The organism is Streptomyces tuirus (assembly GCF_014701095.1).
In the GTDB taxonomy this organism is placed as follows: domain Bacteria; phylum Actinomycetota; class Actinomycetes; order Streptomycetales; family Streptomycetaceae; genus Streptomyces; species Streptomyces tuirus.
In genome coordinates this window covers 2,149,304-2,172,787 of the sequence record NZ_AP023439.1, presented here as the reverse complement: position 1 = coordinate 2,172,787, position 23,484 = coordinate 2,149,304, and the positions used below count along the sequence as shown (strand labels likewise).

The window sequence follows — 23,484 nt, the reverse complement described above, 5'->3', positions numbered from 1 at the left end:
GGTCACGGCGACAATGGTCCTATGAGGATCTCGGCACGAGCGGACTACGCGGTACGAGCGGTCGTGGAGCTGGCCGTCCGGCAGGGGGAGGGGCCGGTCAAGGCGGAGGCCGTCGCCACCGCGCAGGACATCCCACACAAGTTCCTGGAGGGGATCCTCGGGGATCTGCGGCGCGGCGGGGTCGTCGACAGCCGGCGCGGCGGGGGCGGCGGTTACCGGCTGGCCCGGGAGGCCGCGGAGATCACGGTCGCGGACGTGATCCGGGCCGTGGACGGGCCGATCGTCTCGGTGCGCGGCGAACGGCCGACCGGTCTCGCCTACTCCGGCACCGCCGAGCCGCTGCTGCCGCTGTGGATCGCCCTGCGGGCCAATGTGCGCAGGATCCTGGAGGGCGTGACGATCGCCGACCTCGCGGCCGGGGCGCTGCCGGAGCCGGTGGAGCGTCTGGCGGCGGAACCGGCGGCCTGGGAGAACCCCTGAGGGGCTGCGGCCGTGCGCGGCGCTGTGCGTGATCCTCATTCCGTCCTCGGGATGTCCTCGGTCTGACGCACTGGTCGAACGCACCCTATGTGCCTGCCGGTGTCCCAGTGAATTCCCGCCAGTGTGAATGGCCGGAGAGCGCCCTGGCCCACCCCTGCCGCGCTGCGTACGATGCGACCGCTCCCGCTCTTCACATCCCCTCCATGGAATGGTCACAGGTCGGGGGCGCATGCGCCTGTCACTTTGACATGCGCATGATCTTTCTCTGTCACGATCCACCCCCCACGAACCGATGGGAGAACCATGGCCGGTGGCCTGCTCCTGAGCGGTGCGGTAGCCGCGCTCCTCACCAGCGCACTTCCCGCACAAACCCCGTCCTCCGGCGGGTTCGACGACCCGCCCCCGGACAAGATCATCATCCAGGTCGCCACGGTGAACGGCTCCGGCTGCCCGCAGGGCACGGCAGCGGTCGCCGTCTCCGAGGACAACACCGCCTTCACGGTGACCTACAGCGACTACCTGGCGCAGGCCGGCGGAAACTCCGACCCGACCGCGTTCCGCCGGAACTGCCAGCTCAATCTGAAGGTCCACGTCCCGGGCGGCTTCACCTACGCCATCGCGAGCGCGGACTACCGGGGATTCGCCGCCCTCCAGCGGGGCGCGAGCGCCACCCAGCGGGCCTCGTACTACTTCCAGGGCTCGCCCAGCACGGTGTACAGGAACCACCCCTTCAGCGGCCCCCTCAACGACAACTGGCAGGCCACCGACGAGACCGACTGGGCCCAGCTGGTCTACGCACCCTGCGGAGTCCAGCGCAACTTCAACATCAACACCGAGATCCGCGTCAACGCCGGCACCCAGTCGGCCGACAAGGTCAGCTTCATGACGATGGACTCCACGGACGGGGACATCAGCACGGTGTACCACCTGGCGTGGAAGGAGTGCCCGAAGAAGTCGTGACGGTGTGAACGGGGGCGGCCGCACCGGGCCGGTGGTCCGGCGGGCCGCCCCCGTGTTCCCGCGCGGACCCCGCGGCGAGGGCCGGTCAGCCCCGGGGCGCCAGCGCCGCCGCGGTGGCCCGCGCGAACGCCTCCGGGTTGTCCAGCATGATGTTGTGACCGCAGCCGGGGATCGCGACGACGGACACGCCCGCCGCGCCGAGGGCGTCGGAGCCCGGGAGCGGCCCGTCCGCCTCGGGAAGCAGGAACGTGCGGGGAATCCTCAGATCCAGCAACAGCTCCCGCATCGTGGGGTCCGTGCCGCGCGTCAGATGGAACGCGCTGCGGTGCAGGGCCTCGCGGCCGGCCAGACGCATCGTCGACCACCAGTGGGCGCCGGCCCGGTCGCGGACCTCCTCCCAGCCGCCGCCGGTCACGAACTCCTCCTCGGAGTAGGCGGCGATGCCGCTGCTGCCCGAGGAGCCGGGCGTACGCGGGACCGGGTCGAGGTTGGCGTCGACGAGCACCAGCCGGGACACCAGACGGGGATGGCGGGCCGCCAGGACGATCGCCACCGAGCCGCCCATGCTGTGCGCGATCACCTCGGCGTCCGAAACCCCCGCGGCGGTCAGGGCGTCGGCGAGCGCGTCGGCGTGCGATTCGAGCGTGTAGTCGAAGGTCGTCGGGCGGTCGCTGATGCCGTGGCCCAGCAGGTCGATCAGCAGCGAACGGTGCCCGGCCAGCAGCGGATGGACCGCGGCCTCGGTGAAGTAGGCGGGCGATGTGGCGCCCAGTCCGTGCACATAGACGCGCGGCGGCTGCCGCCCCGGCAGTTCGACCCAGCGGATCTGGTCGCCCTCGGGCGTTACGGCGGCGCTGCGCACGGTCTGCTCTCCTGTGGTCACGACGACGGGAGACACGAGCGTAGCCACTGAGGTTGGATGAGCCATGGAGTTCTTCTGCCACCACCGCGACCGGCCCGGCTCCCTGCCGCTGCGGGAGGAGCTGGGGGAGGCGCACTGGGCCTATATGGACCGGTTCGAGGCGGAGTTGATCGCCCGGGGGCCGACCTTCGCCGATGACGGGGAGACCCCCACCGGCAGTGTGCACATCGTCGGCCTGCCGGATGCCGCCGCCGCGCGGGCGTTCGCCTTCGACGAGCCCAACTACCAGGCCGGGGTGTACCGGGACGTCCTGCTGCGGCGCTGGCGGAATCTGCTGGGGCGGACCATGTGGGAGTACCCGGGCGGGCGGACGGGCGGCGACCGTCATCTCGTGCTCGGCCTCGGCCCCTCGACCGGCTCAGCTCTCGAAGTACCCGAGCAACGGGACGAGTTGATCGCGTTCGGGCCCCTGCTGTCCGACGATGGTGAGGTCTGGGTGGGCACGGCCGCACTGCTCCGGGCCCCGGACGCGGAGGCGGCGCGTGCCGTGCTGCCCCGGGGGCGGTACGCGAGCGTCGAGGTGCACGCGTGGGAGTTCGGCGGCCGACGGTGACGAAAGCGGCCCGGAGTCCACTGAAGCCGGTGGGCTCCGGGCCGCCGGGGCCGTGTCAGCCCCGCTCCACACCCAGGGTCAGCGCACCGGCGTAGCCCGCCGATGTCGTGAGCGTCAGCTTCAGGTGGATGCCGGTCCTGTCCTCCCGGATGTCGGAGCGGACGTGCTGTCCGTCGAGGCGGCAGGGGCCTTCGGGCCTCCCTTGGTGAGGCGTGCAGACGACTGCGGCGGCGCGGGCGGTCGCGGCCCGGCCGTCGGGGGCCTCGGTGCCGGGCTGCCGCGCCCACGGCCGGCTCGGCCGCGGTGGCGCCGGGGGCCGGCCGGACGGTGCGGCGGCGGGAGGGCGCTACCCCGCCTGCCCCATCCCCGCCGCGTTCGGCCAGCTCTGCGCCGCGGGCCAGCCCGTGGCCGGCGCGGGCGTCAGCCCGTTCGTGCCGCGCACCTGCGCCGCCGTCAGGCCCCCACGGGCCGGGACACCGGGCGGCGTGGGCCCGGTGAACGGAGCGGCCATGGGCGACGGCGCGGGCGCGGGAGCCGGGGCCTGGGCCACCGGCGCCAGGGGCGGCGCCGGGGCGGCCACCGGCTGGGGAGCGGGCTGCGGCACCGCCTGCGGCATCTGGGGCTGCGGCACCTGCGGCTGCGGCATCTGCGCCGCAGCCGGCATCGGCATCCCGCCGCTCGTACCCGCCGGCACGGCGGACGCGGCGGCGGGGAGCGGCATGCCGATACCGGTGGCCGGAGCGGGAGCCGGGGCGGCGGCCGCCGCGGCGGGAGCGAACCCCGCCCCACCCGTGCTCGCGGCCGCCGGGGCGAGCCCCGGCCCAACGGCCCCCGTGGCCGCGGCGGGGGCCTGCGCCGCGGCCATCCCCACCGCCTGCGCCGCGAGCCCCCGCATGCCCGACCCGTTCGTCTCGCTCACCAGCCGGTCCACGGCCGCCGTACCCGAGCTGTAGCTGGTCCCATTGCCCAGCTCGGGTACGGCGGCTCCCCTCCTGGACGTCCCGTAGAGCACCTGTTCCAGGCCGGACACCAGGCGACGCACGTCCACCTGGGGGCGCACCACGAGACGCAGGAAGCGACTGGACGAACCGATCTTGTTGCCGCACTCGCGGACCAGGATCCGGTGCTCGGTGAGCATGCGGTCCCGGACCACGGTGCCCTCGGCGCCCACGGGGAGGCGCACGAAGAGGAAGTTGCCCTGCGAGGGGTAGACCGTGAGCCCGGGCAGGGAGGAGAGCTGGCCGGCCATGTCGAGGCGGTCGCGGCGCACCTGCTGGAGGCTCTGCGCGTACTCGGCGCCGTGCTCCTTGAGCATGAAGACGACGTGCTCGGCGAAGGAGTTGAGGTTCCACTTCGGCAGCATCGAGCGGACCCGGCCCGCGAGCGCCGGGTTGGCGACGAGATAGCCGAAGCGGATGCCGTGCAGGCCGAAGTTCTTGCCGAGGCTGCGCAGCACGACCACGTTGGGCCGCAGCATCGCCTCCTGGACGACCGACGGCTCGGCCTCGGCGTCCGCGAACTCCAGGAACGACTCGTCGATCACGACCAGGTCGAGGTCGGCCATGGCGTCCATGAACTGCACGATGGCGTGCTTGTGCAGGAAACCGCCGTCGGGGTTGTTGGGGTTGCAGATCACCGCGACGCGGGTGCCGCGGGCCCGGATGAACTCGGCGTACTGCGCGAGGTCGAGGGCGAAGCCGCTGGACTCCTGGAGCGGGAACATGTCGACCCGCTTGCCGGTCTCCATGGGCTGGTCGGTCCAGCGGCCGAAGGTGGGGACGGGGACGGCGAGTGACTCGCGGACCAGCAGATGGTCGATCCAGGTGATGAGCTCGGTCGAGCCGTTGCCCATGGCCACGCACTGCGGCGGGAGCTGCAGCAGGCTGCACAGCTCGGCGGTGATCGTGTCGGCGCTGCTCGGGTAGTAGGTGATGATGTCGCGCAGCCGGCCCGCCATGTCCTCGAACATGGCCGGGGTCGGGAAGTACGGGTTGCAGGGGATACAGAAGTCCACGGGGCCGGCTCCCTCGCCGCCCTCACGTGTCAGAGCCGCCATCGACGGGCTGTGTGCCGCGGTACTGCGGAACAGCGACGTGACGTTGTCGGCCATGGAACCTCCGTATGGGGCGGGCCCGTTGGGGACGGACGGACCCGACGTTTAAGGGCGGCCCGCGCGGGGGAGCACGGGCCGCCCCTTCATACGGAGGCCACAGGGACACCGTTCAACCGTCGGGAGAACGGCCGGAACGGGGCGCCCATGGTGTGAAGGCCCGTCAGCGGCCTCAGCGACCGAACGTGTGGATCGTGGTCGTGCGGTACGTCTGCCCCGGTCGCAGCACCGTCGAGGGGAACTTCGGCTTGTTCGGCGAGTCCGGGAAGTGCTGCGTCTCCAGGCAGAGCGCGTCGCCCTGCCGGTAGGTGCGGCCGGACGGGCCGGTCAGCGTGCCGTCGAGGAAGTTGCCCGAGTAGAACTGCAGGCCCGGCTCGTTCGTGGCGATCTTCAAGGACCGGCCGGAGGCCGGGTCGCGCAGGGTCGCGACGTGCTCGGGCCGGGTGGTGACGCCCTTGTCGAGGACCCAGTTGTGGTCGAAGCCCTTGGCGGTGACCAGCTGCGGGTGCGAGACGCGGATGTCCCGGCCTATCGGCTTCGCCCGCGTGAAGTCGAACGGCGTGCCCGCGACCTTGGCCAGCTCGCCGGTGGGGATCAGGCCCGCGTCGGTGGGCGTGTAGCGGGACGCGGCGATGTGCAGCTCGTGGTCCTCGATCGTGCCGCTGCCCTCGCCGGCCAGGTTCCAGTAGACGTGGCTGGTGAGGTTGACGACGGTGGCCTTGTCCGTGGTCGCCTCGTAGTCGATGCGCCAGTCGCCGTGCCGGGTGAGCGTGTACGTCACCTTCGTCCTGAGCGTGCCCGGGTAGCCCATCTCGCCGTCGACGCTCGTGTAGTACAGGTGCAGGCCGACGTCGGAGCCCTCGGTGAACGGCTCGACGTCCCACACGCGCTTGTCGAAGCCCTGGACGCCGCCGTGCAGGCTCTGCTCGCCGTCGTTCACGGACAGCTGGTGGTTCGTGCCGTCGAGGGTGAACCTGCCCTTGCCGATGCGGTTGCCGTACCGGCCGATCAGCGCGCCGAAGTACGGGGTCTTGGCGACGTAGTCCGCGAGGTTGTCGAAGCCCGCGGAGACATTGGCGTAGCGGCCGCGACGGTCGGGGATCTCCAGGGACTGGACGACTCCGCCCCAGGAGAGGACCTTCAGGCGGGTGCCGCCGTTCTCCAGCGACCAGCTGTGGACCTTGGTGCCGTCGGCCAGCTTGCCGAAGAGCGTCTTCACCGGCTTCCTGCCTCCCGTGGCGTGCGCCGTGCCGCCGAGCGTGGTGGCGGCCATGCCCGCCGCCGCTGCTCCCGCGATGACCGTGCGTCTGTTCAGTTCCATGTGCGGCTCCCATAACAAGGAGAGGGCCCCGCCGTTGTGGCGGGGCCCCGATCTGACTTACGAACCGACCTTGCGCTTGTTCCACACGTCGAACCCGACCGCCGCCAGCAGCACCAGGCCCTTGATGACCTGCTGCCAGTCGGTGCCGATGCCGACGAGGTTCATACCGTTGTTCAGCACGCCCAGGACCAGGCCACCGATGATCGCGCCGAGCACGGTGCCGACACCGCCGCTCATCGACGCACCGCCGATGAACGAGGCCGCGATCGCCTCCAGCTCGAAGTTGAGGCCGGCCTTGGGAGAGGCCGCGTTGAAGCGGGCGGCGAAGACCAGACCCGCCAGGGCCGCGAGCATGCCCATGTTCAGGAAGACCAGGAAGGTGACCTTCTTGTCCTTCACACCCGACAGCTTGGCCGCCGGGAGGTTGCCGCCGATCGCGTAGATGTGACGGCCGATGATCGCGTTGCGCATGACGTAGCCGAAGCCGACGAGCAGCACGCCCAGGATGAGCAGCACGATCGGGGCGCCCTTGTAGCTGGCCAGCAGCATGGTGAGCGTCAGCACCGCGGCGCCGATCGCGACCAGCTTCAGCAGGAACAGCTTGGCGGGCGGGACGTCCAGGTCGAACTCCTGCTGCCGCTTGCGGTCACGGACCTCCTGGAAGATCACGAAGGCGATCATCGCGAAGCCGAGCAGCAGTGTGAGGTTGTGGTAGTTCGTGTTGGGCCCGACCTCGGGCAGGAATCCATTGGCGACCTTCTGCAGCCCGTCCGGGAAGGGGCCGAGGGTCTGGCCCTCCAGGAAGATCTCCGTCAGACCGCGGAAGATCAGCATGCCCGCCAGGGTCACGATGAACGACGGTATCCCGCCGTACGCGATGAAGAACCCCTGGACGGCACCGGCGACCGCGCCCACGGCCAGGCAGAGGATAACGGCGAGGGGCCAGGGAAGGTCCTGTTTGACCATGAAGACGGCGGCCATCGACCCGACGAACGCCGTCAGTGAGCCGACCGAGAGGTCGATGTGGCCGGCGATGATGACCAGCATCATGCCGATCGCGAGGATCAGGATGTAGCTGTTCTGCAGCACCAGGTTGGAGACGTTGCGCGGCAGCAGCAGGTCACCGTCGGTCCAGACGGCGAACAGGACCACGATCAGGCCCAGCGCGATCAGCATGCCGTACTGCCGCATGTTGCGGCGCAGGCCGTCCATCACCAGCTGCAACAGGCCGTCGCCCGCGGCCCCTCCGCTCTTGCCCGGCGGCGCGGGGGCCGGGCTCTTGGCGGTCACGTCCGTGCTCATCGGGTTACCTCTTTGTCCTTCGTCATCTGACGCATCAGCGATTCCTGGGAGGCCTCGGCCCGCGAGAACTCACCCGTCAGCCGCCCCGCGGCCATCGTGTAGATGCGGTCGCACATGCCGAGCAGCTCGGGCAGCTCGGAGGAGATGAAGACGACCGCCTTGCCCTGGGCGGCCAGCTGGTCGATGACCGTGTAGATCTCGTACTTGGCGCCGACGTCGATACCGCGCGTCGGCTCGTCCAGGATCAGCACGTCCGGACCCGAGAAGATCCACTTGCTGAGGACGACCTTCTGCTGGTTGCCGCCGGACAGCTTGCCCACCGGCTCGAACACCGTCGGGGCCTTGATGTTCATGGACGTGCGGAAGCTCTCGGCGACCTGCCGCTCCTCGTGCTCGTCGACCACACCGCGCCTCGCGACCTTGCCCAGGGCGCTCAGCGAGATGTTCCGGTTGATGGTGTCGATGAGGTTGAGGCCGTAGTGCTTGCGGTCCTCGGTCACATAGGCGATGCCGTGCTTGACCGCCTCCGGGACGGTCTTCGTGCGGATCTCCTTGCCGTCCTTGAGGACCGTGCCGTCCGCGTACCGGCCGTAGGTCCGGCCGAAGACGCTCATCGCGAGTTCGGTGCGCCCGGCGCCCATCAGGCCCGCGATGCCGACGATCTCCCCGCGCCGCACATGGAGCGAGACGTCGTCGCACACCTTGCGCTGCTGGTCGATGGGGTGGTGCACGGTCCAGCCCCGGATCTCCAGGGCGGGCGCCGCGCCCTCCTCGGGCTCGTGCGGCGACCTCTCGGGAAAGCGGTTCTCCAGGTCGCGGCCGACCATCCCGCTGATGATCCGGTCCTCGGTGGTCTCCGCGGCCTTCACGTCGAGGGTCTCGATGGTCTTGCCGTCGCGCAGGATCGTCACCGAGTCGGCGACCTTGCGGATCTCGTTGAGCTTGTGGGAGATGATGATCGAGGTGATGCCCTGCTTCTTCAACTCCAGGATCAGATCCAGGAGTTTGCCGCTGTCCTCGTCGTTCAGCGCGGCCGTCGGCTCATCGAGGATCAGCAGCTTGACCTTCTTCGACAGGGCCTTCGCGATCTCCACCAGCTGCTGCTTGCCCACGCCGATGTCGGCGACGCGGGTGTCGGGGTGGTCCGACAGGCCGACCCGGCGCAGCAGTTCGGTGGCGTGCCGGAGGGTCTCGGTCCAGCTGATGATCCCGCGGGTGGCGTGCTCGTTGCCGAGGAAGATGTTCTCGGCGAGGGAGAGGTAGGGCACCAGGGCCAGTTCCTGGTGGATGATCACGATGCCACGCTCTTCGCTGGCCCGGATGTCCTTGAACTGGCAGACCTCTCCCTCGAAGAGGATGTCGCCCTCGTACGTGCCGTGCGGGTGGACGCCGGAGAGGACCTTCATCAGGGTCGACTTGCCGGCGCCGTTCTCCCCGCAGATGGCGTGGACCTCGCCCTGCCGGACGGTCAGCGTGACGTCCGACAGCGCCTTGACGCCGGGAAAGGTCTTGACGATCGAGCGCATTTCCAGGACGGGTCCCGCCATGGTCGTGCCTTCCAATCAGTGGTGAATCGTCGGTGGATGGCGGGGACTACTTGAGGTCGCTCTCCTTGATGTAGCCGGAGTCGACGACCTCCTTCTGGTAGTTCGCCTTGTCCACCGCGACCGGCTCCAGCAGGTAGGCGGGGACGACCTTCGCGCCGTTGTCGTAGGTCTTGGTGTCGTTGACCTCGGGCTTCTTCTTGTTGAGCAGCGCGTCGACCATGTTCGAGGACACCTTGGCGAGCTGGCGGGTGTCCTTGTAGACGGTCATCGACTGCTGGCCGGCGATGATCGACTTCACCGAGGCGACCTCGGCGTCCTGGCCCGTGACGACCGGCAGCGGCTTGCTCTTGGAGCCGTAGTCGTCGGACTTCAGCGCCGACAGGATGCCGATGGAGATGCCGTCGTAGGGGGACAGGACGGCGTCGACGCGCTGGCTCTTGTAGGCCGAGGTCAGGATGTCGTCCATGCGCTTCTGGGCGGTGCCGCCGTCCCAGCGCAGGGTGGTGACCTGGTTGAGCTTGGTCTGTCCTGAGCGGACGACGAGCTGCTTCTTGTCGATGTAGGGCTGCAGGACGCTCATCGCGCCCTGGAAGAAGTAGCGGGTGTTGTTGTCGTCGTTGGAGCCGGCGAACAGCTCGATGTTGAAGGGGCCCTTCGACGACGAACCGGAGCCGTCCTTCAGGCCGAGCTTCTCGACGATGTAGGTGCCCTGGAGCTCGCCGACCTTCTCGTTGTCGAACGAGGCGTAGTAGTCGACGTTCTCGGTGCCGAGGATCAGGCGGTCGTAGGAGATGACCGGGATGTTCGCGTCCTTGGCCTGCTGGAGCACGTTGTTCATCGACTTGTTGTCGATCGCGGCGATGATCAGCGCCTTGACGCCCTGCGTGATCAGGTTCTCGACCTGCGAGACCTGCTGGTCGGGGTCGTCCTCGCCGTAGACCAGCTTGGTCTTGTAGCCCTTGGACTCGAGGTCCGTGACGACGTTCTTGCCGTCGGCGATCCAGCGCTCGGAGGACTTGGTCGGCATCGCGATGCCGATCGTGGCGCCCTTGGCGTCGCCCTCGCTCTCCTTGCTGCCCCCCTCACCGCTCTGGCCGCAGGCGGACAGGGTGAGGGCGAGGGAGGCGGCTCCGGCTATGGCGGTGAGAGCGGCTCTGCGGTTACGCATGATCATCATCCTTGATCTGTGGCAGGGCTCGGTCTCAGGCGCGAAGTGGCTCCGGGTGGTCGTGCCGGAAAGACCGAGAAGAGATGTGTGGGATTGTGCGCGACTGTGTCTTCTTTTGTAAGGCGAGTAGCCGGAACGTTATGACGAGATGTCGAACCGCCGCAGATCGCCCGGCAGGCGGGAGCCGAGCGGCGCCATGTCGCCGTCCGCTCCGTGACGGGCCAGGAGATCCAGGGCGAGCCGGCCGCGTCGCACGCGCTCCTTCGCGGTGGCCAGGGTCAGCTCCCGCATGTGGTGCCCGTACGGGTAGATCCCGGGCGCCTTGGAGAGGCCGAACTTCAGGTACAACGGGGCGCCGCGACGGATGAGTTCGGCGACCTCGTACATCCGCACATAGCCGCCGAGGTCGTCGGGGGCCTCGATGTACATGTCCATCGGAGCGCCCGACACCCGCCGGATCTCGGTGAGGTGATCGAGCGTCAGGTCGCTGGGCACGTTGACCGAGTCCGCGCCGAGGCGCTCGTAGACCGCGTACGCCGCCGGGTTGACCGGACCGATGAGCGCGGAGACCTTGAGCGTCGTGTCGGCCGGGATGATCCCGGCGGCCCGCGCCCGGTGCAGCGTCCACAGCACGCCCTCGTCGGCGACGAGCAGGCACTTCACGCCCAACTCCGTGGCTCTGACGGCGTCTTCGACACAGCCGGCGACGGCGTCGTGGCCGCGGGCGCGCAGCCCGGCCCCCCGCGAGTCGGTACGCGTGGACCCGCCGATGTCCCAGGTGCCGCGCGGGCCGGTGAACAGGCAGAGCTCGATGTCGCGTTCGCCGGTCGACTCGACCATCTCGGTGATCTCGGCGTCGGTCAGCATCCACACGCCGCTGCCCTGGCTGATCCGGTGGATCGGCACGTCCAGCCGCGAGGCCTCCTTCAGCACCACCGCGAGCGCCTCGGGGCCCTCGCAGGAGGGGATCTCGGTGCGCCAGCGGCCACCGCCGGGGAAGGTGTGCGCGGAAGTGTCGGCGGGATCGGGGTCGGGTGCGCTCAGGCCCAGCGCGGCGAGGGCCGGCTCACCGGGCCGGCGGGCTGCCGTGGTGGAAGCGTCGGTCACAGGAATGTCCTTCGGTTCGAGATATCGGACGAGGTTCGCGGCTCTGGGTAGGGCGAGGCTGGGGTACGCCGGTACGGGAGCCGTCAGGTCGCTCCCGTACCGGCGTACGTCTAGGGGCGCAACAGGACCTTGCCCACCTTCGGATCACCGGCCCCGACCAGCTCGATGGCCTGCGAGAACGCGGTGAGCGGCAGCTCGTGCGTCACCAGCGGCAGCGGGTCGAGCAGACCGGCGGCGAACACCCGCACCGTGTGCGCCCAGGCGTCCGGCGGGGCACCGAAGACCGTGTGCACCTCCAACTGCTTCACGACGAGGTCCGTCGGGTCCAGGCCGTCCGCGCCCGGCGCCGGGATGCCGGTCAGGACCAGCCGGCCGCCCCGCCGGAGCAGGCCGGCCGAGATCCGGGCGGCGTCCGCGGACCCGGCCGTCTCGATCACCACGTCGAAGTCGTCCGGGAGTTGCCGGTCCTTCGTCCGGAAGTCCGTCGCGCCGTAACTCCGCGACAGCGCCTCACGGTCCCGGCGGGTGCCGACGACCAGCAGCTCGGACGGCGAGTTCGCCTTCAGGAACTGCACGGCGAACATGCCGAGGGTGCCGGTGCCGACCACGGCGACACGCTCGCCGGGCCGGGCGTTGCCCTTCAGCGCGGCGGCCGCGATGCACGCCGCGGGCTCCAGGAGGGCCGCGGCCGTGAGGTCGCAGTCGTCCGGGAGGGTGTGCAGAAGACGGGCCGGGAGGGTCAGCGTGGCCGCCATCGCGCCCGGCTGGGTGAACCCGGTCTCCTCGTAACCGGCCGTGCACAGCGTCGTGTCGCCCGCGTGGCAGCGGTCGCAGACCTGACAGTTCCGAAAGCCCTCACCGACGACCTTGCGGCCCACGAGGGACTCCGGGACACCGGCGCCCACGGCCTGAACCGTCCCGGACCACTCGTGGCCCGGGGTCAGCGGGTAACGCACATAACCCTCGGGGCGGTTGCCCTGGTAGACCTCGCGGTCGCTGCCGCAGATCCCCGAGGCGTGCACCCGGACCAGCGCCTCGCCGGCCTCGGGCCGCCGGGGCTCGTGCGGCACCAGACGGTGCTCGCCGGGTGCGTCGACGACGACCGCGGTGCTCACTGCGCGCCCTTCGGCTTGCGCTGTTCCCAGCCCTCCGCCCAGAGGTCGAACCGGGCCTGCTGCTGGGGGAATTCGGCGGCGGCGTCGACGTCCAGCTCCACACCGAGGCCCGGGGCGTCGGAGAGGTGGAAGCAGCCGTCCTCCGGGTTCACCTGCGGGGCGCCCTTGACCACCTTCTTGATCTCCGCGTCGGCGAAGTCGTTGAAGTGCTCCAGGATCTTGAAGTTCGGGGAGGTGAAGCCGACCTGGAGGGACGCGGCGGTCAGGACCGAGCCGCCCACGTTGTGCGGGGCCACCAGCATGTAGTGCGTCTCGGCGGTCGCGGCGAGCTTCCTGGTCTCCCAGATGCCACCGATATGGCCGACGTCCGGCTGGATGATGTCGACGGCCTGGCTCTCGAACAGCTCCCGGAACTCGATCCGGTCGTGGATGCGCTCACCGGTGGCGACCGGCATGTCGACCTTGGCGGCGACCTTCTCCAGCGCCTTGAGGTTCTCCGGCGGGACGGGCTCCTCCAGCCACGCCGGCTTGAACGGCGCCAGCTCCTTGGCCAGGCGCACGGCCGTGGCGGGGGAGAAGCGGCCGTGCATCTCCAGCATCAGCTCGGCCTCGGGGCCGATGGCGTCCCGGACCGACTCGATCAGGGAGACGGCGTACAGGGTCTGCCGGTGGTCCAGCTCGAAGTGACCGGTGCCGAAGGGGTCGATCTTCAGTGCCCGGTAGCCGCGCTCCATCACGCCCTGGGCGGCCTTGTGGTAGGCCTCCGGGGTGCGCTCGGTGGTGTACCAGCCGTTGGCGTACGCCTTGACCTTGTCGGTGACCTTGCCGCCCAGCAACTGCCATACGGGGACGCCCAGGGCCTTGCCCTTGATGTCCCAGCAGGCCATCTCGATCACGGCGATACCGGACATGACGATCTCGCCCGCACGGCCGTAGTCGCCGTACTTCATGCGCTTGACCAGGTCCTCGACAGCGAACGGGTCGGAGCCGAGAATGTGATTGGCCTCGGCCTCCCTCAGGTATCCGAGAAGGGCGTCGGTGTGTCCCAGCATCCGGGTCTCGCCGACTCCGGTGATCCCCTCGTCGGTGTGCACCTGGACGTACGTCAGGTTGCGCCACGGCGTCCCGACCACGTGTGTGCTGATTCCGGTGATGCGCACGGCGGTTGTCCCTCGCAGCTTCGTCGGCTCAGTTCCGTCAGTGTGTTCCGTCAGCGTCCCGCTCGTGCTCCGGCGACTCGGTCTGTTCGAGATTTCGTCACACGTTCGAAATGCTGGCGTGACAGTAAGGATTGGGCGATGGGGGTGTCAATGGGTCGCGCGCATAACGGTTTCGACGGTTTCGAAACCTTGGGTGGACCGGGTCCCTACAGAACCTTCACAGCTGGATCTAGGAACGTGACCTGAGCGGAACTTAATCTTCCCGCGTCATGGACTACTGCGACCCGTGCCGAAGGCACCTCAACGGCGCCCTTGCCTGCCCTGGGTGCGGCACCTCGGCCGAATCGCTGCGCGGGCGCGGGCAGGAGTACGGCGCGTACGGCGCCACCGCGGCCGGACACCCCGGCGCCGAGCCGGGACGGCCGACAGGGGCGGACGGGCCGCAAGGACCGGATGCACCGGGCGCCCCCGCCTACGGGCGCGAGGGGTACGACGGGTACGACGACCCCCATGCCCACGACGACGGCGACGACGACCATGCTGCCGACGACACCGATGACGACGGCGAGCACCTCGGGCGCGCCGCCCGGCGGCGCGGGCGTGGGCACGGTCCGGCCGCCGACGGCCCGGGCGGGGCGAGCCGGCGGGACCGCAAGGCCGCGGCACACCGCCGGCGGCGCCGCCGGACCCTGTTCGTGGCGGCCGGGTTCGTGCTGGCGGCCGGTGGCCTGAGCCTCGCGGAACTCGGCATGGACGCCCCCAGCTCGACGCCCAAGCCGGCCGCGGCCGGGGGCGAGTCGGCGGACGGGGACGCCTCGGTGGAGGCGGGGGAGACGGGCCGCGGGCCGGACGGCAGGACATCAGGGGCCGACGGCGCGTCGGCATCCGCCTCGCCCTCCGCATCCGATTCGCCGTCCGCTTCGAAGTCCCCGAAGGACGAGAAGTCGGAGTCCCCGAAGGGCGACGAACCGACGAAGGACGCCGAGTCGGCGACGGCGGGAGGCGACCCCAGCCGCCCGTCCTCCGGCCCCACGGCCGCCCCGCCCGCCCCGGAGCCGGCCCCGACCTCGGGCCCGACCACGCAGGCCCCGGAACCGGAACCGTCCGAGTCCGAGCCGTGCAAGCGGTTCCTGTGGTGGTGCACGTAGCGTCCGGCCCGGCCGGCTTCGCCGGTACCGCAGGAGCGGAACCGCTGCCTACCGCCCTCGGGATGTCCCCGCACACGCGGAGTTCGCGGCTGCGGACGATCCTGGGCCACCGTTTCCCCTGGCACCGGTGCCCGACCGCGGGGTCCTTTGCTGGTGGCCGTAGGCCGTAGGCCGTGGGTCGATGGGCGGTGGCCGCAGGCCGTAGGCCGATGGGTGCTGGCCGTAGGCCGATCCGGCCGCCGGTCAGCCCAGCATCCGCCGCAGTGTGTCCCGCAGTGCCACCCGCTCCCCCTCGGAGAGCCCCGCCAGGGGCTCCCGGGCGAAGCGGAGTGACTCCCTCAGACTCCGGGCCACCCGGCGTCCCTCCTCCGTCGCCGCCGCCACCTTCACGCGGCGGTCGGCGGGGTCCGGCCGTCGTTCGACCAGGCCCCGCGCCTCCAGCCGGTCCACGATCCCCGTCACGTTGGACGGCTCGCACTTCAGCTGCTGGGCCAGCCTGCGCATCGGCAGCGGTTCGAGGCACAGCAGGCTGAGCAGCCGCGCCTGCGCACCGGTCAGGGCGTGCTCCGCCGCCCCCGACTCGTAGTCCTCGTGGAACCGCGCCACGACCTCCCCGATCAGCTCGACGACCTCGAGGGTCAGCGGATCCGGGCGGTTGGTCATCTCTTGGGGCGTCGGTGTGGTGGAGGCCATGCCATCGAGGGTACCCGGTTATTTGACAACCTGAAATTTTCAGGAGCATGGTTGTTTCAGGTACTGAAGTATTCTCATCGAGCCAGTGAGGACAGGCGCATCATGACCGACACCCCCACTCTCCCCGCCGTCAGCCGTGAGTGGCACCTGGCGAGCCGTCCCGTCGGCTGGCCGAAGCCCGAGGACTTCGCCTTCGTCGAGGCCGAGATCCCGCAGCCGGGTGAGGGGCAGGTCCTCGTCCGGAACAAGTACCTCTCCGTGGACCCGTACATGCGGGGCCGCATGAGCGACGCCAAGTCCTACGTCGCCCCCTTCGAGCTCGGCAAGGTCATGCAGGGCGGCGCCGTCGGCGAGGTCGTGGCCTCGAACGCCGAGGGGCTGTCCGTCGGGGACCATGTGCTGCACTTCTTCGGATGGCGCGAGTACGCGGTCGTCGGCGCGAAGAACGCCGTCAAGGTGGACCCGGACGCCGCGCCGCTGTCGACGTACCTCGGCGTGCTGGGCATGACCGGCCTCACCGCCTACGCGGGTCTGCTGCGCACCGCCGCCTTCAAGGAGGGCGACGCCGTCTTCGTGTCCGGCGCCGCCGGAGCCGTGGGCGGCCAGGTCGGGCAGATCGCCCGGCTGAAGGGCGCCTCCCGCGTCATCGGCTCCGCCGGGTCGGACGAGAAGGTGAAGCTCCTCAAGGACGAGTACGGCTTCGACGCCGCCTTCAACTACAAGGACGGGCCCGTCGCGCAGCAGCTGCGCGCCGCCGCCCCCGACGGGATCGACGTCTACTTCGACAACGTCGGCGGTGACCACCTGGAGGCGGCCATCGGCTCCCTCAACGAGGGCGGCCGGATCGCCGTCTGCGGCATGATCTCCGTCTACAACAACACCGAGCCCGCCCCGGGCCCCAGGAACCTCGCGCGCCTGATCGCGACCCGCGGCCGCATCGAGGGCTTCCTGGTCGGCGACCACTATGACCTGCAGCCCCAGTTCGTCCAGGAGGTCGCCCCCTGGGTCGCCTCCGGCGAGCTGAAGTACCGCGAGACCGTCGTCGAGGGCATCGAGAACAACCTGGAGGCGTTCCTGGGTGTGCTGCGCGGCGACAACACCGGGAAGATGATCGTCAAGCTCTGACAGCGCGGGAGGCCGCCCACCTTCCTTCAGGATTCCGGCATGCGGTAACTTGTTTCCGAATCCGTCCCGGCCCGGGCGCGAGCCGCGGCGGACGACCTAAGGAACACAACCGCATGCCGATCCAGCAGTCCGACGTCCTGTACACCGCCGTCGCCACCGCAGAGAACGGGCGCGACGGCCGGGTCGCCACCGACGACGGCACGCTCGACGTCGTCGTCAACCCCCCGAAGGAGATGGGCGGGAGCGGCGCCGGCACCAACCCGGAGCAGCTCTTCGCCGCCGGGTACAGCGCCTGCTTCCAGGGCGCTCTCGGTGTCGTCGCCCGTCAGGAGGGAGCCGACCTGGCCGGTTCGACCGTGACCGCGAAGGTCGGCCTCGGCAAGAACGGGGACGGCTTCGGGATCATCGTCGAGATCTCGGCCGACATCCCCAAGGTCGACCGGGGCACCGCGCGGTCGCTGATCGAGAAGGCGCACGAGGTCTGCCCGTACTCGAAGGCGACCCGCGGCAACATCACCGTGACGCTGGTCTGACCGCAGTCGTTCCGCACGCGGAGGCCGCACCCTTGGACGTGGGGTGCGGCCTCCGCCCGTGCCCCGGCCGCTGGATCCTCAGAGCGCGAGCGCCGCCGCGTGCACCGCCCGCGCCAGCCGGCCGTTCTCCGGGGCCGCCCCGCCCGGGAAGGCGAACCGGCGGCGCGTGTAGCCGTAGGCGAGGCCGCTCCACGGGTCCGCGAAGGCCTGGGAGCCGCCCGCGCCGCTGTGCCCGATCGTCCCGGCACCGAGGAACGGGTGCCACGTGTCAGCCGTCATCTGGAAGCCGAGCCCGAACGACTTGTGGGCCCGGGCCACCAGGTCGTGGCCCGCCGAGTGGCACTGGCCGAACTCGGCCACCGTGTCCGGCTTCAGCAGCGCCGGCTGCTCACCCACCTCGCTGATCGCCGCCGCGTACATCCCCGCCAGGCCCCGCGCGGACGCCACCCCGCCCACCGACGCCGGGCCCTTGGCGCGGATCAGCGGCATGTTCGGCAGGGAGACGAGGTCGGTCGGCTCCGCCGCGTTGCGGTTGAACGCGATCGAGGCCAGCGTGTGCGGACCCGTGGGTACGGCGTCGAGGACGGCCTGCTGCTCGGGCGTCGGATCCATCGGCTGGGTGGTGCGGAAGCGCGGTTCCCCGGGCGCGGGCAGTCCCAGATGGAAGTCCAGCCCGTACGGGGTCCTGATCCGCTCCTGGTAGACCTCCTGCAGCGTGCGGCCCGTCGCGCGGCGTACGACCTCGCCGGCCAGGGCCCCTGCGACCAGCGCGTGGTAGCCGAACGCCGTGCCCGGGCGCCAGAACGGCCGCTGGTCGGCGAGGCGTTCGGCGAGCTGGCGGTCGTCGGCCAGCTCCGCGAGCGTGAAGCCGGTGTCCGTGCCGACCACGCCCGCCCGGTGCGCCAGCAGATCCCGCACGGTCAGGGCGCCCTTGCCCTCGGCCGCGAACTCCGGCCAGTAGTACGTCACCTTGCGGTCCAGTTCGAGCGTGCCGTCCTGGACGAGCAGAGCCACGACCAGGTAGGCGGCGCCCTTGGTGGACGAGAACACACCGTAGAGGGCGTCCGCGCCGGTCCCCGCCCACAGGTCGACGACCTTCCGGCCGTGGACGTAGGCGCACAGCTGCCCCTCGTAGTCGGCTCGCTCCCCGGCGACGAACGCGGTGAACTCCTCGCGCACCGCCTCGAAGCCGTCCGCCACGGTGCCGTGGATCTCTTGCGTCATCCGCTCTCCTTGACTGAAGCGCTGTGTGCCACTGTGAACAATGCCCTCGCCACCTGCGGGAATTCCCCCTTGGGGTGGTCCCGGAAGAGTGGTTCGGTGCCGAACAGGACCGTGCTGCCTCCGCTGACGACCGAAGCCTGCCCGGCGGCAGCGGCGGGACCGCCGGTGCCGCCGGGCAGCGGCCGCCAGTGCCCGGAGACCAGCGGATTCCCGGTCGCGTACGACTGCTCCACGCGCACGCCCGGGCCCGGGTCGGTGAACCAGAGCGGGGCGTAGACGAAGCCGTGGTCCGGTGCGCCGCGCGTGATGCCGCCCGCGTTGGTCACCTTCACCACGCCGTTCGCATCCGCGTTGCCCTCCACTGGCTTGACGGCCAGCCGGCCCGCCGCCGCGTTCAGCGCCGCCCCCGTCGCGCCCCGGCCGACCAGGCCGTGCCCGTCCAGGAAGCTGTCCAGGGCCTGCCGGGCGGGGGCGGTCAGTTCCGCGTGCTCCAGACCCGCGGACACGAACAGCACGTCCGTCCCGGACCAGTCGAAGCCCGCGTTCAGGACGGCCGTCGAGACCGGTGTGACGTCGAAGCCCATCTCCCGCAGGGCGAACAGCTCACCCGGTGTGACGGCGGCGGCGACGCGGAGGCGGCGCAGCGGTGCGGTGCCGGTCTGCCGTGTGGCCGTGAAGGTGACGTCGTGCTCGCGGGCGGCCGTGCGCGCCGCGCGGCGGGCCGACGCCGGGACGACGACGCTGCCGTCGTCCGCCCGCCGGACCGGCACGCCCTGCCGGAGCAGGGAGTTGAGGGCCGCGATCTCGCGCGGGTCGGTCAGGCGCAGCCGCAGATCGCCGTGCGCGGGCACCCGCGCGACCGGTGCGGCCTCGCCGATCGCGCGCAGCGGCGCGCCCCGCAGGCTGCCCGACGGCACCCGCTCGACGGTGGCGCCCCACAGACGGCCCAGGCTCCAGCCGGAGATGTCGTACATCACCGAGACCTTGTCGCTGATGTCCCGGCCGTCGGACAGCAGCACGTTCGCCATGCCGCGCTTGGACTGGTGCATGTCGACGACGTACGAGCCCTGGGGGTAGGTCCGTCCGGCGAGCCGGAAGGGGCGGGTGGCGCGGGTGACGCGGACGTCGTTGGCGATGAGGTGGTCGACCAGACGGGCGGCGGCCGGCCCCGAGCGCTGGGTGCGGGCGTCACCGGCCGGGATGACGTAGGCGCGCGGGAACCTGGTCGTGTAGACGTCCTCCGGGCCGATGCCGGGGACGCCGGGGACCGTCTCCGCCGACACCGGCACCTGCGCGGCGCCCGTCGCACCCCGGCGGAAGACCTCGATCTGGTCGGTGATCAGGGTGCCGCGGTGCTCGCGGACATGGGCCAGGGTCGCGCCGATCGCCGCGCCCGCCACGGCCGTGTTGATCGCCGAGCGGCGGCGCAGCTCCGGTACGGGCAGCTCGTCGTACTCCTCGTTGTTCACCGCGAGCGGGATCTCCACCGTGTGGGCGGCCACCGTGCCGTGGAAGGCCGCGTACTGCGGGGTGAAGATCGGCGGCCAGTCGTCCCAGCCCTCCTCCTGGTCGCGGAACGGGATCTGGGCCGCTTCCACGCCGTCCTTCGCCGGGGTGTAGCCGAGCGCGTTGACCGCGGACTCCATGCCGAGTGCGTTGGCGTAGGTGTTCTTCAGGAAGAGGTCGTACTCGTAGTTCTCGCCGTGCGGGGGAGTGGTGGGCTCGATCAGGGTGCCGTTGACGTAGCCGTGCAGGTCGAGCAGGACGGCCGGCTGCGTGCCGAGCTCGATCTGCCGCATCGCCCGGGTCTCCGGCTGGGAGGCGGTGACGAAGTCCCGGTTCAGATCGAAGCCGTTCGCGTTGGCGCGGGTCCCGGCGATCCGGCCGTCCGGGTTGGCCGTGATGTTGAAGTACAGGCGGCTGTGCGCGAGGAGGTCCCTGGTCTTCGCGTCCTTCGCCGTGGCGAGCCGCTCGATGGTCTTCAGGGAGGCGTCCGTGCCCTCCCACTCGTTGCCGTGGATGTTGCCGTTGACGAAGACCGGCGTCTTGTAGTCGCGCTTGATCTCACGGGACTTGGCCGCAGCGGCGGGGGCGTCCCGGATCAGCTCGCGCATCCGCTCCTGGGCGCGGGCCTGCCGGGTGGACTCGGGGGCGGTGACGGTGACGAGGTAGAGGCGGTGGCCGCCGGCCGAGCGGCCCGTCACCTCCACACTCACTCGGTCGCCCAGACGCTGTAACGCGTTCAGCTTCGGCGCGATCGCGTGGTACGGCGTGAGGCCCAGCTTCAGGGACTTGTCGCCGGGGTTCTCCGGATCGGGGGAGAGGACGAGGCGGCGGGGATAGGCGCGGGTGGCGGTGCCGGTGGGGACGCCCTCGGTCAACGCGCGTCGCGTCGCGCTCGCGGGAGCCCCCGCCGCGCGGTCGTCCACGGCGGCGCCCGCACGGGTGACGGGCTTCGGATCCGCGCCCGCCGAGCCGGGGGTGAGCAGGAGGGAACCCGCCGTGGCCAGGGCCAGGGCGGCGATCAATGCAGGTCTCGCGGGAACGCTTCTCGTGGTGCGCACGCGTGCCTCCTCCGGGGCTTCCTGAGATCGGTACGGCGAGGTGTACCGCTTCGACTCAACGGCAACAAGGGCGCCTTGGTGTCACCACAGCCCCGTACGGCCCTGTCGGGGAGCGACCGGGCCTGCCCGGATAGGGTTTCCCCATGCGCGATCTAGGGGCGGGTTTCCGGTACCTCCTGAAGGGCCAGCGATGGGTGGCCCGGCACGGCAGGCAGTACGGCTTCGGGCTGCTCCCGGGCCTGATCACCCTCGTTCTGTACGCGGCGGCGCTCGTCGCGCTGGCCCTGTGGGGCGAGGACGCCGTGGGCTGGGCGACGCCCTTCGCCGACGACTGGACCAGCCCGTGGCAGGGGCTCTTCCGCGGCTTCCTGACCGCCGTGCTGTTCGCCCTCGCCCTGCTCCTGGCCGTCGTGACCTTCACCGCGGTGACCCTGCTGATCGGGCAGCCCTTCTACGAGAACCTCTCCGAGAAGGTCGACCGGGACGTGTCCCCGGACGGGCACGCCCCCGAGTCGGGGCTGCCGCTCTGGCGCGAACTGTGGATCTCCGCCCGGGACAGCCTGCGGATCGTGGTGCGGGCCGCCCTGTGGGGTGTGCTGCTGTTCGCGTGCGGCTTCATCCCGGTGGTCGGGCAGACGGCCGTCCCGGTGATCGGGTTCTTCATCACCGGGTTCTTCCTCACCGAGGAACTGACCGCCGTCGCCCTCCAGCGCCGCAGCGTCGAACTGCGCACCCGCCTCACCCTGCTGCGCTCCCGCAAGGCCCTCGTCTGGGGCTTCGGCACACCGCTCGCCGCGGCCTTCCTGGTGCCGTTCGTCGCGGTGTTCCTGATGCCGGGCGCGGTCGCCGGCGCCACCCTCATGGCGCGTGACCTCCTGGGCGAGGAGATCGACGAGGGTGGCGACGGCGGCGAGGCGGGCGACCAGGCCGCTACGACGTTTCCGCAGCCACCTTCAGGATCGCCCGCACCTGGGCGATGATGTCCAGCCGGTTGCGCACGAACTCCGGGTCGGTGACCTCGGTGGTGTTCCCGGCGGCGAACTGCAGCAGCGGTGTGTGCACATGCCCGCCCGGCAGCGTCGCGTGCAGCCCCAGCCGGTCCCGCAGCAGCGTGGCCCGGTAGGCGATCTCGTTGGACAGGTAGTCGCCGCCCCCGCCCGCACGTGCGGTCGAGCCGGGCGTCGGCCCGTCGGGGCGCACGACGGGATCGGTGCCGCCGGCCGGGATCTCGGTGACGCTCGTGTTGTCGTACACCGGGAAACGGCCGGTCTGCGCGGCGGTGATCGCCGCGTACGGCAGCGTCGTCGTCGTCCACTGCGGCTGCGAGGCCGGGTCGCTCACCGGCACGGTCTCGGTGCGGCCGATGTTCTCGTTGTCCCCGAAGCCGCCCCGCCAGGCCCCGTTGGTCCGCTCGATGTCGAACCGCCCGACCCGGCCCTGGCTCACCGTCGTGAACAGGTCGACCTTCGGCAGGTGCGGCCGCAGGGCCCGCTCCACCGTGCCCTCGGTGAAGTCCTGCCAGCGCACCGGGAACACGGCCGTCTCGATCCGGGCCGGGCCGTCCGCCGTCTCGATCACCGTGCCGTCGAGGGCCAGCGCGGTGGCGCCGGCCGGGTTGGAGATGCGGATGTCCCGGTCCAGGGTGAACGGGTCGAAGCCGGTGAGCAGGATCCGCTTCAGGCCCTTGCCGTGCGGATACCGGATGGCGTCCTGGCCGCGCGAGGTGCGCTCCAGCTCGTCCAGCAGCGCGGCCCGCTGCCCGTCCGTCAGGCCGAACTCCGGCTCCCAGGTGCGCACGTCACGCGTCATCCCGAGCCGCGCCCAGTACAGCGGCCGGTCGTCGTCCCGGCTCAGGTCCCCGCCCGCCGGCCCGCGCCCCTGCGCCCGGTCGACCGCACGCTGCCACAGCCGCGCGCCCTCACGCGTCACGGCCCGGCGTGCCTCCCCGTAGGAGCGGGCCCCCTCCAGCGCCCGGGCCAGGCGTGGGGCCGCCGTGTCGAATCCGGAGCGGCGCAGGATCTCCTGGGGGGCCGCTCTGCCGAGCCGCTGCTCCTCGACGGTGGGGGAGGGGGCCGCCTGGGCGGCGCTCGCCGCCGTCGGCGCGGTGAAGCCGGTCAGCAGGGCGAGACCGAGGACGCCGAGGCGAACGCGTATGGAATTCAAGGGTGTTCAGGCCTTCCGTCGCGGTGGGGGTCGGTGCCGGACGGCCGAAGTATCGCGTGACGGGTGTGGTCCACGCCATGGGCGTGGCTCAGCCGGGGATCTTCGCCGTCGCCTGAGAGCGCCGAAGCCACCCTCGAACTGCCACGCCGAGGTTTCGAAATCTGGGGCGAAGCGACCGGCTCGTGGTCGTATGTGAAGGGTTCGTACGAGATCCCGGTCGGACGCTCGATCACGGACCGCAGGACCACCGCGACGATTAACGTCTGATCCGGGACAAGTTCCCCACCAA

The 23,484-nt window shown here is 70.9% G+C and carries 20 protein-coding genes and 1 pseudogene; 8 read left to right on the top strand and 13 right to left on the bottom strand.

Annotated elements, in window-relative coordinates; translation table 11 throughout:
* Positions 1 to 21: 21 nt before the first annotated feature.
* Both IGS69_RS10085 and IGS69_RS10080 read left to right on the top strand, forming a co-directional pair.
* Positions 22 to 480: an RrF2 family transcriptional regulator gene (locus tag IGS69_RS10085; protein WP_020272842.1), complete on the top strand. Its 459-nt coding sequence runs from the start codon at positions 22 to 24 to the stop codon at positions 478 to 480.
* A gap of 303 nt (positions 481 to 783) precedes the next feature.
* Positions 784 to 1,440 carry a DUF4360 domain-containing protein gene (locus IGS69_RS10080; RefSeq protein WP_190898420.1) on the top strand — a complete coding sequence of 219 codons (657 nt, stop codon included), beginning with the start codon at positions 784 to 786 and terminating at the stop codon, positions 1,438 to 1,440.
* A gap of 85 nt (positions 1,441 to 1,525) precedes the next feature.
* Here IGS69_RS10080 and IGS69_RS10075 read toward each other — a convergent pair whose 3' ends face one another.
* Positions 1,526 to 2,302 (bottom strand): alpha/beta fold hydrolase, encoded by a 777-nt coding sequence (locus IGS69_RS10075; RefSeq protein ID WP_190904440.1) that lies wholly within the window; start codon positions 2,300 to 2,302, stop codon positions 1,526 to 1,528.
* A gap of 64 nt (positions 2,303 to 2,366) precedes the next feature.
* On the opposite strand from IGS69_RS10075, the gene IGS69_RS10070 reads away from it, so the two are divergent.
* Positions 2,367 to 2,915 (top strand): YciI family protein, encoded by a 549-nt coding sequence (locus tag IGS69_RS10070; RefSeq protein WP_190898419.1) that lies wholly within the window; start codon positions 2,367 to 2,369, stop codon positions 2,913 to 2,915.
* Between the two features lie 346 nt (positions 2,916 to 3,261).
* Here the strand turns inward: IGS69_RS10070 and IGS69_RS10065 are convergent, their stop codons facing one another.
* From IGS69_RS10065 to IGS69_RS10030, 8 genes are all read right to left on the bottom strand, one after another.
* On the bottom strand, positions 3,262 to 5,025 hold the full coding sequence (locus tag IGS69_RS10065; protein ID WP_190898418.1) for a pyridoxal phosphate-dependent aminotransferase: 1,764 nt from the start codon (positions 5,023 to 5,025) through the stop codon (positions 3,262 to 3,264).
* Positions 5,026 to 5,197: 172 nt separating this feature from the next.
* Complete coding sequence (locus tag IGS69_RS10060; RefSeq protein ID WP_190898417.1) at positions 5,198 to 6,346, bottom strand: aldose epimerase family protein; 1,149 nt, start codon at positions 6,344 to 6,346, stop codon at positions 5,198 to 5,200.
* Between the two features lie 57 nt (positions 6,347 to 6,403).
* The gene (mmsB, locus tag IGS69_RS10055; RefSeq protein ID WP_190898416.1) at positions 6,404 to 7,648 is read right to left on the bottom strand and encodes a multiple monosaccharide ABC transporter permease; all 1,245 of its coding nucleotides are present in this window, start codon (positions 7,646 to 7,648) and stop codon (positions 6,404 to 6,406) included.
* Complete coding sequence (gene mmsA / locus IGS69_RS10050; protein ID WP_190898414.1) at positions 7,645 to 9,195, bottom strand: multiple monosaccharide ABC transporter ATP-binding protein; 1,551 nt, start codon at positions 9,193 to 9,195, stop codon at positions 7,645 to 7,647. Before mmsA ends, mmsB begins: the two co-directional genes overlap by 4 nt.
* A gap of 46 nt (positions 9,196 to 9,241) precedes the next feature.
* Positions 9,242 to 10,363 (bottom strand): multiple monosaccharide ABC transporter substrate-binding protein, encoded by a 1,122-nt coding sequence (gene chvE, locus IGS69_RS10045; protein WP_353784457.1) that lies wholly within the window; start codon positions 10,361 to 10,363, stop codon positions 9,242 to 9,244.
* A 138-nt stretch (positions 10,364 to 10,501) separates the two neighbouring features.
* Entirely contained in the window at positions 10,502 to 11,470 is a 969-nt protein-coding gene (locus tag IGS69_RS10040) for a hypothetical protein (RefSeq protein ID WP_190898412.1), read from the bottom strand.
* A 110-nt stretch (positions 11,471 to 11,580) separates the two neighbouring features.
* Positions 11,581 to 12,585: a zinc-dependent alcohol dehydrogenase gene (locus IGS69_RS10035; RefSeq protein ID WP_190898410.1), complete on the bottom strand. Its 1,005-nt coding sequence runs from the start codon at positions 12,583 to 12,585 to the stop codon at positions 11,581 to 11,583.
* A complete protein-coding gene (locus IGS69_RS10030) occupies positions 12,582 to 13,745 on the bottom strand; it encodes a mandelate racemase/muconate lactonizing enzyme family protein (RefSeq protein ID WP_190898409.1) in 1,164 nt (387 codons plus the stop codon). The genes IGS69_RS10035 and IGS69_RS10030 overlap by 4 nt, the downstream gene beginning before the upstream one ends.
* 269 nt (positions 13,746 to 14,014) lie before the next feature.
* On the opposite strand from IGS69_RS10030, the gene IGS69_RS10025 reads away from it, so the two are divergent.
* Positions 14,015 to 14,893: an SCO2400 family protein gene (locus tag IGS69_RS10025; protein WP_190898407.1), complete on the top strand. Its 879-nt coding sequence runs from the start codon at positions 14,015 to 14,017 to the stop codon at positions 14,891 to 14,893.
* Positions 14,894 to 15,136: 243 nt separating this feature from the next.
* On the opposite strand, the gene IGS69_RS10020 is transcribed toward IGS69_RS10025, so the two are convergent.
* On the bottom strand, positions 15,137 to 15,586 hold the full coding sequence (locus tag IGS69_RS10020) for a MarR family winged helix-turn-helix transcriptional regulator (RefSeq protein ID WP_190898406.1): 450 nt from the start codon (positions 15,584 to 15,586) through the stop codon (positions 15,137 to 15,139).
* Positions 15,587 to 15,688: 102 nt separating this feature from the next.
* Between IGS69_RS10020 and IGS69_RS10015 the strand changes: the two genes are divergently transcribed.
* Positions 15,689 to 16,711: an NADP-dependent oxidoreductase gene (locus IGS69_RS10015; RefSeq protein ID WP_190898405.1), complete on the top strand. Its 1,023-nt coding sequence runs from the start codon at positions 15,689 to 15,691 to the stop codon at positions 16,709 to 16,711.
* Between the two features lie 113 nt (positions 16,712 to 16,824).
* A complete protein-coding gene (locus IGS69_RS10010) occupies positions 16,825 to 17,244 on the top strand; it encodes an organic hydroperoxide resistance protein (protein WP_190898404.1) in 420 nt (139 codons plus the stop codon).
* A gap of 78 nt (positions 17,245 to 17,322) precedes the next feature.
* On the opposite strand, the gene IGS69_RS10005 is transcribed toward IGS69_RS10010, so the two are convergent.
* Together IGS69_RS10005 and IGS69_RS10000 are read right to left on the bottom strand one after the other, a co-directional pair.
* On the bottom strand, positions 17,323 to 18,468 hold the full coding sequence (locus IGS69_RS10005; protein WP_190898402.1) for a serine hydrolase domain-containing protein: 1,146 nt from the start codon (positions 18,466 to 18,468) through the stop codon (positions 17,323 to 17,325).
* Positions 18,465 to 21,032: a M14 family zinc carboxypeptidase gene (locus IGS69_RS10000; protein ID WP_190898401.1), complete on the bottom strand. Its 2,568-nt coding sequence runs from the start codon at positions 21,030 to 21,032 to the stop codon at positions 18,465 to 18,467. Before IGS69_RS10000 ends, IGS69_RS10005 begins: the two co-directional genes overlap by 4 nt.
* A gap of 143 nt (positions 21,033 to 21,175) precedes the next feature.
* On the opposite strand from IGS69_RS10000, the gene IGS69_RS09995 reads away from it, so the two are divergent.
* Complete coding sequence (locus tag IGS69_RS09995) at positions 21,176 to 22,012, top strand: EI24 domain-containing protein (protein WP_190898400.1); 837 nt, start codon at positions 21,176 to 21,178, stop codon at positions 22,010 to 22,012.
* Here IGS69_RS09995 and IGS69_RS09990 read toward each other — a convergent pair.
* On the bottom strand, positions 21,963 to 23,195 hold the full coding sequence (locus tag IGS69_RS09990; RefSeq protein ID WP_190898398.1) for a pyroglutamyl peptidase: 1,233 nt from the start codon (positions 23,193 to 23,195) through the stop codon (positions 21,963 to 21,965). The genes IGS69_RS09995 and IGS69_RS09990 overlap by 50 nt on opposite strands.
* A 111-nt stretch (positions 23,196 to 23,306) precedes the next feature.
* Here IGS69_RS09990 and IGS69_RS09985 point away from each other — a divergent pair.
* Positions 23,307 to 23,462 (top strand): annotated as a pseudogene (locus IGS69_RS09985) (fibronectin type III-like domain-contianing protein); the annotation flags it as partial.
* Between the last annotated feature and the right edge of the window lie 22 nt (positions 23,463 to 23,484).